The sequence below is a fragment of the Pseudomonas sp. BRM28 genome (assembly GCF_002939405.1).
Lineage (GTDB): Bacteria > Pseudomonadota > Gammaproteobacteria > Pseudomonadales > Pseudomonadaceae > Aquipseudomonas > Aquipseudomonas palmensis.
Genome location: NZ_PEFV01000001.1, coordinates 4014315 through 4029444, shown reverse-complemented (window position 1 = coordinate 4029444; position 15130 = coordinate 4014315). Strand labels below are relative to the sequence as shown.

General features: G+C 65.4%; 11 protein-coding genes. 4 read left to right on the top strand and 7 right to left on the bottom strand.

What is annotated here, in order from left to right; translation table 11 throughout:
- Window positions 1–8: 8 nt before the first annotated feature.
- On the top strand, window positions 9–1409 hold the full coding sequence (locus tag CR917_RS18950; RefSeq protein WP_104572799.1) for a VOC family protein: 1401 nt from the start codon (window positions 9–11) through the stop codon (window positions 1407–1409).
- Between the two features lie 62 nt (window positions 1410–1471).
- On the opposite strand, the gene CR917_RS18945 is transcribed toward CR917_RS18950, so the two are convergent.
- Together CR917_RS18945 and CR917_RS18940 are read right to left on the bottom strand one after the other, a co-directional pair.
- A complete protein-coding gene (locus CR917_RS18945) occupies window positions 1472–3457 on the bottom strand; it encodes a methyl-accepting chemotaxis protein (RefSeq protein ID WP_104572798.1) in 1986 nt (661 codons plus the stop codon).
- Window positions 3458–3610: 153 nt separating this feature from the next.
- Window positions 3611–4555, bottom strand: coding sequence for a LysR substrate-binding domain-containing protein (locus CR917_RS18940; RefSeq protein ID WP_104572797.1), 945 nt, complete (start codon window positions 4553–4555; stop codon window positions 3611–3613).
- 150 nt (window positions 4556–4705) lie between these two features.
- Here CR917_RS18940 and CR917_RS18935 point away from each other — a divergent pair, with 150 nt between their 5' ends.
- Entirely contained in the window at window positions 4706–6091 is a 1386-nt protein-coding gene (locus tag CR917_RS18935) for a NorM family multidrug efflux MATE transporter (protein WP_058541723.1), read from the top strand.
- A 59-nt stretch (window positions 6092–6150) separates the two neighbouring features.
- On the opposite strand, the gene CR917_RS18930 is transcribed toward CR917_RS18935, so the two are convergent.
- Window positions 6151–7815 carry a bifunctional diguanylate cyclase/phosphodiesterase gene (locus CR917_RS18930; RefSeq protein WP_104572796.1) on the bottom strand — a complete coding sequence of 555 codons (1665 nt, stop codon included), beginning with the start codon at window positions 7813–7815 and terminating at the stop codon, window positions 6151–6153.
- A 265-nt stretch (window positions 7816–8080) separates the two neighbouring features.
- On the opposite strand from CR917_RS18930, the gene rep reads away from it, so the two are divergent.
- Window positions 8081–10090: a DNA helicase Rep gene (gene rep, locus CR917_RS18925; protein WP_043863336.1), complete on the top strand. Its 2010-nt coding sequence runs from the start codon at window positions 8081–8083 to the stop codon at window positions 10088–10090.
- 62 nt (window positions 10091–10152) lie between these two features.
- Window positions 10153–10725: a xanthine phosphoribosyltransferase gene (locus CR917_RS18920; protein WP_043863335.1), complete on the top strand. Its 573-nt coding sequence runs from the start codon at window positions 10153–10155 to the stop codon at window positions 10723–10725.
- 84 nt (window positions 10726–10809) lie between these two features.
- Here CR917_RS18920 and CR917_RS18915 read toward each other — a convergent pair whose 3' ends face one another.
- The 4 genes from CR917_RS18915 to alr all read right to left on the bottom strand — a co-directional run bounded on the left by CR917_RS18915 (window position 10810) and on the right by alr (window position 15099).
- Window positions 10810–12669, bottom strand: coding sequence for an acetyl-CoA hydrolase/transferase C-terminal domain-containing protein (locus CR917_RS18915; protein ID WP_100634195.1), 1860 nt, complete (start codon window positions 12667–12669; stop codon window positions 10810–10812).
- A 123-nt stretch (window positions 12670–12792) separates the two neighbouring features.
- The gene (locus CR917_RS18910; RefSeq protein ID WP_043863333.1) at window positions 12793–13200 is read right to left on the bottom strand and encodes a cytochrome c5 family protein; all 408 of its coding nucleotides are present in this window, start codon (window positions 13198–13200) and stop codon (window positions 12793–12795) included.
- A 168-nt stretch (window positions 13201–13368) separates the two neighbouring features.
- Entirely contained in the window at window positions 13369–13917 is a 549-nt protein-coding gene (locus CR917_RS18905) for a cupin domain-containing protein (RefSeq protein WP_043863332.1), read from the bottom strand.
- Between the two features lie 108 nt (window positions 13918–14025).
- Window positions 14026–15099 (bottom strand): alanine racemase, encoded by a 1074-nt coding sequence (alr, locus tag CR917_RS18900; protein ID WP_088514602.1) that lies wholly within the window; start codon window positions 15097–15099, stop codon window positions 14026–14028.
- Window positions 15100–15130: the final 31 nt, after the last annotated feature.

Genomic DNA, 15130 nt, shown 5'->3' with positions numbered 1-15130 from the left:
AGCTTTCGATGCCCGCTCAAGATTTCGTCAGCCCGGACAGCATTCGCGCGCAGTTTTCCGCGGCCATGTCGCTCATGTACAAGCAGGAGGTGCCGCTCTACGGCACCCTGCTGGAACTGGTGAGCGAGATCAACCAACAGGTGATGACCCAGCAGCCCAAGGTGGCCGAGGCGCTACGCTGGACCGGCGAGATCGAACGCCTGGACCAGGAACGCCACGGCGCCATCCGCGTCGGCACCGCCCAGGAACTGGCGACCATCGGCCGCCTGTTCGCGGTGATGGGCATGTACCCGGTGGGCTACTACGACCTCAGCTCGGCCGGCGTACCGGTGCACTCCACCGCGTTTCGCGCGGTACACGAGCAGTCGCTGCACATCAGCCCGTTCCGCGTGTTCACTTCGCTGCTGCGCCTGGAGCTGATCGACAACCCGGCCCTGCGCGAGCTGGCCGCATCGATCCTGGCCAAGCGGCAGATCTTCACCCCGCGTGCCTTGCAGCTGATTGCCCAGTTCGAAGCCGACGCAGGCCTGAATGCCGCCGACGCCGAGGCGTTCGTCAATGAAGCACTGCACACCTTCCGCTGGCACCACGACGCGACGGTCACGGCCGAGCAGTACCAGCAACTGCACGACCAGCACCGCCTGATCGCCGATGTGGTGGCCTTCAAGGGCCCGCACATCAACCACCTGACGCCGCGCACCCTGGACATCGATGCGATCCAGGTCGGCATGCCGGCCAAGGGCATTCCGCCCAAGGCCGTGATCGAGGGCCCGCCACCGCGTCGTTGCCCGATCCTGTTGCGTCAGACCAGCTTCAAGGCCTTGCAGGAGCGCGTGGCATTCACCGACCAGCAGGGCAGCGAAGGGGGCAGCCATACCGCACGCTTCGGCGAGATCGAGCAACGCGGCGCGGCGCTGACCCCCAAGGGTCGCGTGCTGTACGACCAGTTGCTGGACGCAGCGCGGGCCGACCTGGGCGGCGTGCCGGCCGAGGCCAATGCCGAGCGCTACATGAGCCTGCTGGGCAAGCGTTTCGAAGCCTTCCCGGACGACCTGGCGCAGATGCGCGAGCAGGGGCTGGCGTACTTCCGCTACTTCCCGACCGAAGCCGGCCTGAGTGCCCGCGACCAGGCGCAGCGGCCGACCTCGCTGAACGCGTTGATCGAAGCCGGGCATGTGCACTTCGAAGCCCTGGTCTACGAGGACTTCCTGCCGGTGAGTGCGGCGGGGATCTTCCAGTCCAACCTGGGCGAAGGCGCGCAGAGCGAGTACGGCAGCAATGCCAACCGCGACGCGTTCGAGCAGGCTCTGGGCAAGTCGGTGCAGGATGAGCTGGCGCTGTATGCCGAGAGCGAGCGGCGCTCGCTGGCAGCGTGTGCGCAGGCGTTGAACCTGCCTGGGCTGATTTAACAGCTTCGCCGGCAAGGTCGGCTCCTACACTGCAGGAGCCGGCCTTGCCGGCGAAGGGGCCCTCAATGCCCCACCTCAAACCGCCCCACTTCTGCCCGCAGCTGCCCCGCCAAGCCCTCCAGCTCCCGCGCCGTAGCCGCCAGGTTGGCTGCCACCTCGCGCTGCTCGCTGTTGGCCAGCGCAATACTCTGCAAGTTGCTGCTCAGCAACGTCGCCGTGCTGCTCTGCTCCTGAGTCGCGGTGGTGATCGCGGCAAACTGCTGTCCCGCCGCCCGGCTCTGCTCGTCGATGCGCGCCAAGGCCTCGGCGACCTTGGCATTGCGTTGCAAGCCGTCCTCCATCAAGCGGTTGCCCTGTTCCATGGTGCTGATGGCGTTGCCGGTCTCCTGCTGAATGCTGGCGATCATGCCGGAGATCTCGTCGGTGGCTTCGCGGGTGCGCGCCGCCAGGTTGCGCACCTCGTCCGCCACCACGGCGAACCCGCGCCCCTGCTCGCCCGCCCGTGCCGCCTCGATGGCCGCGTTCAGCGCCAGCAGGTTGGTCCGCTCGGCAATCGAGGTGATGGTGCCGACAATGCCGCCAATCTCCTTCGAGCGCACCCCAAGGGTATCGATCACTGTCGCGGTGCTGCCCAGCGCCTGCGCGATCTGCTGCAACGAGGTGGACGCTTCGTTCATCGATGCACGGCCAATGCGCGTCTGCTGCGCGTTGTCCTGGGCCATGCGTTCGGTGCTGCCCATGTTGTCAGCGATGTTCAGGGAGGTGGCGCTGAACTCCTCGACTGCACCGGCCATGCTGGTGATTTCGCCCGACTGCTGCTCCATGCCCTCGCAAGCACCCGACGACAGCCCCGCCAGCGCCTGAGCACGCTGGCTGACCTGCTGCGAGGCATCACGAATGTGCAGCACAGTGCTCGCCAGCGCTTCGCTCATCTGATTGAAACTGCGCGCCAGTTGGCCGATTTCGTCGTGGCTGGCCACCGCCAGGCGGGCACTCAGGTCGCCCGCGCCCAGGGCCTGGGCCTGACGCACCAGGTCGGCCAGCGGCCGCAGCTTTCGGCGCAGCAGCCACAGGGTGGCGCCCACCGCCAGCATCATGGCCAGCAAGCTGCCAATGGCCAACCTTGCGCCCACGCTCCAGGTCACGGCACGAATCTCGGCCTTGGGCATGCTTGCCAGTACTGTCCACGGGCCGTCGGCAAAGGGCATGGCCACGCTATAGAGGGTTTCGACCCCATCGTTCCAGAAGCGCCCTTCCCCTGCATGCGCGGCAAACCCGCCCAGTTGGTGGGCAGCCAGTGCCGTGTCGCTGACACCTGCCGGCGCTACCAACCAGTGTTGCTGTTCGTCCAGCAGCGCCAGCGACCCCGTCTGGCCGATACGGAAGCGCCGGAGGTTGTCGAACTGGGCGTTCTGCGCGTCGGTATAGTCGAAGCCGACGAACAGGACCGCGATGACCCGACCCGACACGTCACGCACCGGTGTGTACTGGGTCATGTACGAGCGCTCGAACAGCACGGCACGCCCCACGTAGGGCTGCCCGGCCATCAGCCGCGCGTAGGCCGGGTGCTGGTGATCGAGCTGAGTGCCGATGGCGCGGCTGCCGTCCTGCTTGGTCAGCGATGTGCTGATACGAATGAAGTCCTCACCGCTGCGCACGAACACGGTGGCAACACCCGCCGTCATCTGGCGAAAGTCGTCAACCTCGCGAAAATCGTTGTTCAGCGCATGGTCCGCCAGGTACAGCGCCGGCGTGGCCGCTCCAGCCACGCTGAGTGACTGGTCGGAGGCAAGCCGCAGCCCGCCGGCAAAGCGTTTTTCGAACAGGCCACTGAGGCGCTGGGTACTCTCGCGCAAGGTGCTGTGGAACGTGTCGAGCTGGTCGGCGAGCAGCCGCGCCTCGCTGGCCAGGTGTTCCTGGCGGGTGATCAGGTTGGCGCTGTCGAGCGAGCGCAGGGCAAACAGCGTACTGCCGGTAATGACGACCGCCAGCACGGCGGCCAGGGCAATACCGAGTTGCGAGGCAATTCGGGCACGGGGTTGGGACATGGAAGCTCCTGGCAATGGGGGCCGGATCATCCTGATCACGCTGCACCGTCGGCATGGGGAAGTGGAGCCATTCTGGTTGCGGCTCTCGACCCCACTGATTCGGCGGCGTCATCGATTACTTGAGTGCATCACAGGGATATTCTGCGCAAACGTTCAATCGCCGATGTTGGGCTCATTTGTCCCCAGTATCTGCACCTTGGGCAGGTCCATCGCACGGGCCTCGCCCTGCAGGAAGTCGCTGAGCCGGCGCAGACGCTCGCCACCGGGACGCGTGCGTGGCCACACCAGGTAGTAATTCAGGCCGCTGGCCACCGCCGTCGGCCAGGGCAGGCTCAGGCGCCGCTGGGCGACATCCTCGGCCACCATCAGCAAGTCCCCCATCGACACACCATACCCTCGCGCGGCAGCGATCATGCCCAGCTCGAGGGTATCGAACACCTGGCCGCCCTTGAGCGAGACCTGTTCGGTCAGCCCCATCTGCGCCAGCCAGCTGCGCCAGTCGCGCTTGTCGGGCGTGGGATGCAGCAGTTCGCAGGCCTTCAGTTGCTCCACGTCCCAGGGCGTCTGATCAAGCAGCGCGGGCGCACCCACCGGTATCAGCAGTTCAGGGAACAGCGGGCTGACTTCCCAGTCCGGCGGAAAATGCCCGTCGCCCAACAGCACTGCGCAATCGAAGGGTTCATGGTTGAAATCCACATGGTCGACGTCCATCCAGGCACTGGTGAGCTGCACCTCGTTGCCCGGCTGCAAGTGGCGAAAACGGCTCAGGCGCGCCAGCAGCCAGCGCATGGTCAGGGTCGAAGGGGCCTTCATGCGGATCACCCCATCTTCGCTGTGCAGGGTGTTGCAGGCACGCTCAAGTGCGGCGAAACCCTCGCGCACACCGGGCAACAGCAGGCGCGCCGCCTCGCTCAACTGCAGGGTGCGGCCATTGCGCAGAAACAGCCGGCAGGCGAAGTGCTCCTCCAGCGTGCGGATGTGCCGGCTGACCGCGCTCTGGGTTATCGATAACTCATCGGCGGCACGGGTGAACGAACTGTGCCTGGCAGCGGCCTCGAACGCCCGCAAGGCGTAGAGAGGCGGTAAACGGCGTGACATGCGGGCGTGCTCCAGCAATGAAATACGGGTTGGCACGGATCATACTCACATGAGTTTTAATCATGCCAATGATCGTTTTTATCCTTTTGTGCAATGGCCCGCAAAGGCCGAGAATCCACGGCTCACCCTTCCCTTTTCAGGAGCTGCATCATGCAGGCTGCGCCCGTTACCGAACTCAAGGCATTGCTACGGCTGGCCGGGCCGCTGATCGCCTCGCAGTTGGCGCACATGCTGATGCTGCTCACCGACACCTTGATGATGGCCAAAATCAGCCCCGAGGCCCTGGCTGGTGGCGGGCTGGGCGCGGCCAGCTATTCCTTCGTGTCGATCTTCTGCCTGGGAGTGATTGCCGCCGTCGGTACCCTGGTCGCGATTCGCCAGGGTGCGGGCGACAACCCCGGTGCCACGCGCCTGACCCAGGCCGGGCTGTGGCTGGCCTGGGGCATGGCCATCGTCGCCGCGCTGGTGCTTTGGAACCTGTCGCCGGTGCTGCTGATGCTGGGCCAGACACCTGGCAACGTGGCTTTTGCCAGCCAGTTCCTGCTGGTGCTGCCGCTGGCCCTGCCCGGCTACCTGAGCTTCATGGCGTTGCGCGGGTTCACCAGTGCACTGGGGCGTTCGACGCCGGTGATGGTGATCAGCCTGGTCGGCACCGTGGTCAATTTCCTGCTCAACTACGCCTTGATCGAAGGCATGTTCGGCCTGCCGAAGCTGGGCCTGATGGGCATCGGCCTGGTGACCGCGCTGGTGGCCAATGCCATGGCCATCGCACTGGCGCTGTACATCCGCCGCCACCCGGCCTACGCGGACTTCCCGATACGCCAGGGCCTGAGCCGCCCGCACCTGCCGGCGTTGCGCGAGCTATGGCGCCTGGGCCTGCCGATTGGCGGCACCTACACCGTGGAGGTCGGGCTGTTTGCCTTCGCAGCGCTGTGCATCGGCACCATGGGCACCACCGACCTGGGCGCGCACCAGATCGCCCTGCAGATCGTCTCGACCGCGTTCATGATCCCGGCGGGCCTGTCATACGCGGTGACCATGCGTGTGGGCCTGCATTACGGCGCCGACCGCCTGCTGGCGGCGCGTCAGGCCGGGCGCGTGGGCATCGGTTTTGGCGCGGCGATGATGCTCGGTTTCTCGCTGCTGTTCTGGCTGATGCCCGAGGCGCTGGTGGGGCTGTTTCTGGACCGCCAGGACCCGGCCTTCGCCGATGTGATCCGGGTGGCGGTGAGCCTGTTGATGGTGGCGGCGTGGTTCGAGCTGTTCGACGGTATTCAGACCATCGCGATGGGCTCGATTCGCGGGCTCAAGGACGCCAAGACCACGTTCCTGGTGGGGTTGGCCGGGTACTGGCTGATCGGCGCACCGGCGGCGTGGGTGTTCGCGTTTCCCATGGGCGGCGGCGCGGTAGGCGTGTGGTGGGGGCTGGCGCTGGGGTTGGCGTGTGCGGCAATCGGGTTGACGGTGGCGTTCGAGTGGCGGATGCGGCGGTTGCTGGGCAGTTCGCAGATGGCACAGGTTTCTGTACAACCTTGAGGGCCTGTTCGCCGGCAAGGCCGGCTCCTACCCTGTTTCGCGCATGCCGGCGACGGGGCCTACAGCGCCACTGCGCCCTGCCCCGCCCCCTGCACCAGATACTCGACCAGTTGCTCGATCGGCAACGGCCGGCTGATCAGAAAGCCCTGCACCTGGTCGCAGCCAAAGCTGCGCAGCAACGCCAGCTGTTCCTCGGTCTCCACGCCCTCGGCCACCACCTCCAGGTTCAGGTTGTGCGCCAGGTTGATCATGGCGTGCACCAGCTTGCGGTTCTCTTCGCGCTGCTCCATGCCACCGACAAAGCTGCGGTCGACCTTGAGCAGGGCGATCGGCAGGCTGTTCAGGTGCACGAACGACGAAAAGCCGGTGCCGAAGTCATCCAGCGAAAACCGCACCCCCAAGCGTCCCAGCGCGTCCATCGTCTGCTTGACCAGGTCGTTGCGCCGCATCACTGCGGTCTCGGTCAGCTCGAACTCCAGCCAGCCCGCATCCACCCCGTGCTCGACGATCAGCCGCCCCAGCGTGGCCAGCAGCTGGCTGTCCTGAAACTGGCGAAATGACAGGTTGACCGCCATGTGCAATGGCGCCAGCCCCTGCTCGCGCAGTGCCTGCATGTCGCGCAGGGCACGCGAGATCACCCAGTAGCCCAGCGGCACGATCAGCCCGCTCTGCTCGGCCAGCGGCACGAACTCGCTCGGTGGCAGCAGGCCACGCTCGCTGTGGCGCCAGCGCACCAGTGCCTCCAGGCCGACGATGCGCCCGTCGCTCAGGTCCAGGCGTGGCTGGTAGTGCAGTTCCAGTTCGTCGCGGCGCAGGCCTCGGCGCAGCTCGCTTTCCAGGTCGGCCAGGCTGCGTGCGTTGCGGTTGATGCGCTCGTTGAAGATGTGAAAGGTGCAGCCCTGGGTGCTCTTGGCCTGCTGCATGGCGATGTGCGCGTGCCACATCAGCGGGTCGGCACCAGCCTGCGCACGGGCATGCGCCACGCCCAGGCTGCACCCCAGCAGCAGGCTTTCGCCGTCGATCCAGTAGGGTTCGGCCAGGGCCTCGGTGATGCGCTCGGCCATCCACTCGGCACGCTGCGGCTCGCGCCGGGTGTCGATCAGCAGGGCGAATTCGTCGCTGCCCAGGCGCGCCACCTGATCGCCTGCCTCGAGCTGGCGCTTGAGCCGGCTGACCACCTGCAGGATCAGGCGGTCACCGGCCTGGTGGCCGAGGGCATCGTTGGCGTGGCGGAAGTTGTCCAGGTCCAGGTGCCCGAGGGCCACACCGCGCCCGTCGTTTTCGGCCAGACGCGCGGCCAGCAGGGTCTGGAAGCCCTGGCGGTTGGCAATGCCGGTCAGCGGGTCCTGCTCGGCCAGGCGCTGCAGGGTGGCTTCGAGCACACCTCGCTCGCGCACATGGCGCAGGCAGCGGCGCAGCATGTCGCCGCTCAGCTGCTCGAACACCAGCCAGTCGCTCACACCCGGCGGCGCCTCGCTCGGCTCCTGCTCCAGCAGCAGCACCATGGGCAGGTCGCAACGCCCGGGCGCCGGCTGCAAGCCCGGGGTGGCCAGCACCAGCGCGTTGCGGTCGCGGGCGAACAGGCTGTCGACCGCGTCCCAGCCGGGTGCGGTCACCAGCACCGCGCCACCGCCCAGCGGCAGCAGGCATTCACCAAGGGCAACGGCCCAGTGCGGCCCGTCCGCCAGCAGAAGCAGACGCAACGGTTGGACAAGCGTAGACAAGCTGGCTCCTTAGCACGAGAACGCGGTCAATGACGATGTGGGCGGGATGCTCGATCCTGAACCATCAAATGTAAATGGTTTTCACTTTAACTCACGACATTCCTTCGTCCTGATCCCGCGGTATTTCGCCACGCATCCTGCGGGAAAGTATCAAAAGCGGCAAATTAAGATCGCGTGGTACGTCACACTGTCAGACGGTCGCGGCACAATTGCTCTGCGCCTGCTAAAATGCCCGGCTATTTTTCAGCGACCCCCGGTTAACGTCATGTCCCGACTCAACCCCCGGCAACAGGAAGCCGTGAGCTACGTCGGCGGCCCTCTTTTGGTGCTCGCCGGTGCTGGCTCCGGCAAGACCAGCGTGATCACGCGCAAGATCGCCCACCTGATCCAGAACTGCGGCATCCGTGCCCAGTACATCGTGGCCATGACCTTCACCAACAAGGCGGCGCGCGAGATGAAGGAGCGCGTGGGCACCCTGCTGCGCGGCGGCGAGGGGCGCGGCCTGACGGTATCGACCTTCCACAACCTTGGCCTGAACATCATTCGCAAGGAGCATGAACGGCTGGGCTTCAAGCCGGGTTTCTCGATTTTCGACGAAACCGACGTCAAGGCCCTGATGACCGACATCATGCAGAAGGAATACTCCGGGGACGATGGCGTCGACGAGATCAAGAACATGATCGGCGCCTGGAAGAACGACCTGATCCTGCCGCCCGAGGCCCTGGAGAACGCGCGCAACCCCAAGGAGCAGACCGCCGCCATCGTGTATGCGCACTATCAGCGCACGCTCAAGGCGTTCAACGCGGTGGACTTCGACGACTTGATCCTGCTGCCGGTCAAGCTGTTCCAGGACCACCCCGACATTCTGCAGAAGTGGCAGAACAAGGTGCGCTACCTGTTGGTGGACGAATACCAGGACACCAACGCCAGCCAGTACCTGCTGGTGAAGATGCTGATCGGTACGCGCAACCAGTTCACCGTGGTGGGTGACGACGACCAGTCGATCTATGCCTGGCGCGGCGCGCGCCCTGAAAACCTGATGCTGCTCAAGGACGACTACCCGTCCCTGAAGGTGGTGATGCTGGAGCAGAACTACCGCTCCACCAGCCGCATCCTGCGCTGCGCCAACGTGCTGATCTCCAACAACCCCCACGCCTTCGAGAAGCAGCTGTGGAGCGAGATGGGCCACGGCGACGAGATCCGCGTGATCCGCTGCAAGAACGAGGAAGCCGAGGCCGAGCGCGTGGCCATGGAGATCCTCAGCCTGCACCTGCGTACCGACCGCCCGTACAGCGACTTCGCCATCCTCTACCGCGGCAACTACCAGGCCAAGCTGATCGAGCTGAAGCTGCAGCACCACCAGATCCCCTACCGCCTGTCGGGCGGTAACAGTTTCTTCGGCCGCCAGGAAGTAAAAGACCTGATGGCCTACTTCCGCCTGCTGGTGAACCCGGACGACGACAACGCCTACCTGCGCGTGATCAACGTGCCGCGCCGCGAAATCGGCTCCACCACCCTGGAAAAACTCGGCAACTACGCCACCGAGCGCAAGGTGTCGATGTATGCCGCCAGCGAGGAGCTGGGCCTGGGCGAGCACCTGGACAGCCGCTTCACCGATCGCCTGCAGCGCTTCAAGCGCTGGATGGACAAGGTACGCGAGCAGGTCGCGCTGGAAGACCCGATCGCCGCGCTGCGCAGCATGGTGACCGACATCGACTACGAGAACTGGATCCGTACCAACAGTTCCAGTGACAAGGCCGCGGACTTTCGCATGGGCAACGTCTGGTTCCTGATCGAGGCGTTGAAAAACACCCTCGAGAAGGACGAGGAAGGCGGCATGACCATCGAGGAAGCCATCGGCAAGCTGGTGTTGCGCGACATGCTCGAACGCCAGCAGGAAGAGGAAGAAGGCGCCGAGGGCGTGCAGATGATGACGCTGCATGCCTCCAAGGGCCTGGAGTTTCCCTACGTGTTTATCATGGGCATGGAAGAGGAAATCCTCCCGCACCGCTCCAGCATCGAGGCCGACACCATCGAGGAGGAGCGGCGCCTGGCCTACGTGGGCATCACCCGCGCACGCCAGACCCTGGCCTTCACCTTTGCCGCCAAGCGCAAGCAGTACGGCGAGATCATCGATTGCGCGCCAAGCCGCTTCCTCGATGAATTGCCCGATGACGACCTGGCCTGGGAAGGCCTGGACGATACACCCACGGAAGTCAAAGCCGTGCGTGGCAATACGGCCCTGGCCGATATCCGCGCCATGCTCAAACGATAGATAATCCACCTTTGCCCTGGCTTGTTGCCGGGGCCTTTTGGCTACATCGAGGAATTACACCAGTGGAAGCACTGCACCAGAAGATTCGCGAAGAAGGCATCGTGCTTTCCGATCAGGTTCTCAAAGTCGATGCGTTTCTCAACCATCAGATCGACCCTGCGCTGATGCAACTGATTGGCGACGAGTTCGCCCGTCTGTTCGCCGATGCGGGCGTGACCAAGATCGTCACCATCGAGGCCTCGGGGATTGCCCCGGCGGTGATGACCGGTTTGAAGCTGGGCGTGCCGGTGATCTTCGCCCGCAAGCACCAGTCGCTGACCCTGACCGAGAACCTGCTGGTGGCTTCGGTGTACTCGTTCACCAAGCAGACCGAGAACACCGTGGCGATTTCGCCGCGTCACCTCAACAGCAGCGACCGCGTGCTGGTGATCGACGACTTCCTGGCCAACGGCAAGGCGTCGCAGGCGCTGATCTCGATCATCAAGCAGGCCGGCGCAACCGTGGCCGGGCTGGGCATCGTGATCGAGAAGTCGTTCCAGGGCGGACGTGCCGAGCTGGACAGCCAGGGCTATCGCGTCGAGTCGCTGGCCCGGGTGAAGTCGCTGGACGGTGGTGTGGTCAGCTTTATCGAGTAAGGCTTACCGACCGCTTCGCCAGCAAGGCTGGCTCCTACAGGTGCTCCACCGCCTGCAGGAGCCGGCCTTGCCGGCGAAAGCGTTCTACGCGGTAGTTTGCAAAGCCGCCAGCAGCAACCGCTGGTACAGGTCCTCCTTCAGCCCGTCCGGCTCGCTCAGGCCCATGCGCCGCAGATGCCCGGGATACCGCTCCGGCCCCGGCGCATCCAGTGCCGCCTTGCCCAGCTCCAGCGCCTCGCTCAACTTGAACTTGCTCTTGAGCCAGTTCAGCGCGCGCAGCAGGTCCTTCTCTTCAGCGGTGAAATCGCTGCCCAGCGGATACTCGGCAAACAACCGTGCATGCCGCCCACGCAATGCCTCCAGCCGCTGCGGCGTGTTCTGCGTGAAGCGCGCATCCAGCTCGAAATCCTGCGCCAGCTTGCCGGCCTTTTTCGCCTGCTCCATCAGCCCGGGCTGGAACCGCGAATCGCTGATCGCCAGCAACCGCGCAATCACCTCGGCGTCGGTCTGCCCGCGCAGGTCGGCAATGCCGTACTCGGTCACCACGATATCGCGCAGATGCCGCGGGATGGTGCAGTGCCCGTAGGTCCACAGCAGGTTGGAACTGACCTCCCCGCCGGCTTCGCGCCAGCTGCGCAGCAGCAGGATGGAACGCCCGCCTTCCAGCGCATGGGCCTGGGCGACGAAGTTGTACTGCCCGCCCACCCCGCTCAGTACGCGACCGTCCTCGAGCTGGTCGGCCACCCCCGCCCCCATCAGGGTCATGGTGAATACCGTGTTGATGAAGCGTGCATCGCGGCGCTGTTCGCGCTTGAGGGCCTCGTCACCGTACAGCTCGTTGATGAAGCTGATCGCGTGCATGGCAAAGGATTTGCGCTGCGCCAGCGGCATCTCGCGCAGGCGCTGGTAGAACGCCTGCGGCCCGAGGAAGAAACCGCCATGCACCAGCACCCCGTCGGCCACCGGCCGGCGCACCACGCCCGCCTCCGCCAGCGCGAGCAATCCGTTCACGAACATCTCGCTGCAGCCATACAGGCCCTGGGCAAACGGCGCAGTGCCGCCTTCACGCTCGATCAGCACCTGCCAGGGCGCCAGGTCGAGGTCGGCGAGCAGCGCCTGGTACTCCGGCGCGTCCCCCTGGCGCGCCAGCAACGCGGCGGCCAGCGCATCGCCCATGGCGCCGATGCCGATCTGCAGGGTGCCGCCGTCGCGCACCAGGGTGCTGGCGTGCACGCCGATGAAGTGGTCCTGGGTGGTGACGGGCATGTTCGGCGTGGAGAACAGCCGAGTGGTTTCCGGGGCGTCGATCAACAGGTCGAAATCGTCCTGCGCCAGTTCGCTGTCGCCCGGCATGTAGGGCAGCTCGTCGTGCACGTGCCCCAGCATCAGGATGGTTTCGCCGGCTGCACGCCGGCGCGCGATCATCGGCAGCAGGTCGAGGGTGATGTCGGGGTTGCAGCTCAGGCTCAGGTGCCCGGGGCGCTCGGGGTGGGCGGCAACGATCTGCGCCACCAGGTTCAGGCCCTTGGCATTGATGTCGCGGGCCGCATGACTGTAGTTGCTGCTGACGTAGTCCTGCTGGGCCATGTGGCTGTGCAGCATGCTGCCCGGCTGCATGAAGAACTGCTCGACGCGGATGTTGGCCGGCAACCGGTCGCGGCGCAGGTCCTGCAGGTATTCCAGTTCGGGGTAGTCGGCGAACACGCGCTCCACGAAGGGTTCGAGAAAGCGCCGCTGCAGGCCGTCACCCAGGTCCGGGCGGCCCAGGCTCAGTGCGGTGTAGATGGTCAGTTGCCGCTCGGGCAGCTCACGCACCCGTGCATACAGCGCATTGACGAAGCGGTTGGGCTTGCCCAGGCCCAGTGGCAGGCCCATGTGGATGTGCGCCGGCAAACGCGCCAGCACTTCGTCCACGGCGATCTCGATCGAACAGCGGTGCGCCATCTCGGCCTCCTAGGCATCCGTGATTCCAGGGTTGGACCGAGCATGCCCCGCGTTTGCTGCAATGGCCAGCGTCAGAAACGACAAAGCCCGCACGTGGCGGGCCTTGTAGCTGCAGCGTCGGGCTTACTTGAGGCCGGACATCTTCTCGATGGCGGCCTTGAGGTCGTCATCCGAGCAGTCGGCACAGGTGCCTTTTGGCGGCATGGCGTTGATGCCGGTGATGGCCTTGGCCAGGATGCCGTCCAGGCCGCCCTGGTGGTCGGCGCGCTCTTTCCAGGCGGCGGTATCGCCGATCTTCGGTGCGCCCAGCAGACCGCTGCCATGGCACGCGTTGCAGTGCTTGGCGATGACTTCATCCGGGGTCTTGGCACCGCCACCGCCGGCAGTGGCGGCCACTTCCATGCCCTTGCATTCCTGCCCTTGTACACACACCTGACCGACCGGCTCCAGCCGCTTGGCGATGTCGTCATTGGTCACAGCCTGGGCGTTGACGGCCCATAGGGCTACTACGGCTGCTGGTACGGCCAGCATTGTCTTGATTAGATTCACGCGTACACCCTCATGGTGGCTAGTCACGCCCGCGGCCACGGTTTCGCAGGCCGCGCAAGTATAGCGGGAACCCCGCCTCACCGAAACAACCCTAAAGACCAAAGGGGTTTAGCCGCGACAATCCGCCGCGCATTGGCGACGCGCGTGGGCTCAGAAGTTGGCCGGGGTGGCGGCACTGATCAGCCGGGCCGGCTCATCGTAGGGATTGCGGAATCGATGCGGCTTGGTGCTCTCGAAATAGTAGCTGTCGCCCGCCTCGAGGATGAAGGTTTCAAGCCCCACCACCAGCTCCAGACGCCCTTCGAGCAGGATGCCGGTCTCTTCGCCGTCGTGGGTGAGCATCTCTTCGCCGGTGTCGGCACCGGGCGGGTAGATCTCGTTTAGAAAGGCAATGGCGCGGCTGGCGTGGGCCTTGCCGACCAGCTTCATGGTGACTGCGCCGTCGGATATATCGATCAGTTCGTTGGCCTTGTACACGATCTGGGTCGGGTTCTCGGGCTGCAGCTCTTCGGAAAAGAACTCCACCATCGACATCGGAATACCGCCCAGCACCTTGCGCAGCGAGCTGATCGAAGGGCTCACGCTGTTCTTCTCGATCATCGAGATGGTGCTGTTGGTCACGCCCGCCCGCTTGGCCAGCTCGCGTTGAGACAGGCCTTTGAGCTTGCGAATGGCTTGCAGTCGTTCACCGACGTCCAAGGCCTGGGCCCTCCTAAACGAACACGTGGGGTCGAAATTGAACGGTATCATCGCAACAGCGTTCAGTATTTACAACACTTCGACCCGCAGCCCGTCCGCTTTGGCGCCTCAATTGCCGCTGTACACCATCGGCACCCGACGCAGGTTGCAGAAGATCTGATACGGGATGGTGCCCGCCTGGATCGCCACGTCGCTGGCCAGCACATGCTTGCCCCACAACTCCACCGGGCTGCCCAGCCCGGCCTCGGGCACATCGGTGAGGTCGATGCACAGCATGTCCATCGACACGCGGCCAATCAGCTGGCTGCGCTTGCCGGCCACCAGCACCGGGGTACCGGTGGGTGCCAGGCGCGGGTAGCCGTCGGCGTAGCCCATGGCGACCACGCCCACGCGGGTGGGGCGCGGGCTGATGAATTTCGCGCCGTAGCCCACCGGTTCTCCGGCCGGCAGTTCGCGCACGCAGATCACTTTGGATTCCAGGGTCATCACCGGCTGCAGGCGCTGAGCCTGGGCCTGCGGCACCTCGAAGGGCGTGGCGCCATACAGCATGATGCCCGGACGCACCCAGTCGCTGGGCACCTGCGGCCAACCCAGCACCGCCGGCGAGTTGCGCAGGCTGACCTCGGCACTCAGGCCCTGGCGCGCGGCTTCGAACACCGCCACCTGCTCGCTGCTGGCCGTGCTGTCGAGTTCGTCGGCACGGGCGAAGTGGCTCATCAGCACGATGCGCGCCACCTTGCCGCTGGCCAGCAGACGCTGGTAGGCGCCGTGGTAGTCCTTGGGGTGCAGGCCGACGCGGTGCATGCCGGTGTCGAGCTTGAGCCACACGGTGATCGGGCGGGTCAGGCCGGCCTGTTCGATGGCTTCGAGCTGCCACAGCGAATGCACCACGCACCACAGGTCCTGCTCGGCAATCAGGGGCAGCTCGCTGGCTTCGAAAATGCCCTCGAGCAGCAGCACCGGGGCCTTGATGCCGGCAGCACGCAGCTCCAGCGCCTCTTCGATGCAGGCCACGGCGAACCCGTCGGCCTCGCCCTCCAGCGCCTGGGCGCAGCGCACCGCGCCGTGCCCGTAGGCGTCGGCCTTGATCACGGCCAGCGCCTTGGCGCCGGTCAGTTCGCGGGCGAGTTGATAGTTGTGGCGCAGCGCTTGAAGATCGATCAGGGCACGGGCGGGACGCATGACGGCAGCCTTCTGGCAGTCGGGTGAGTTG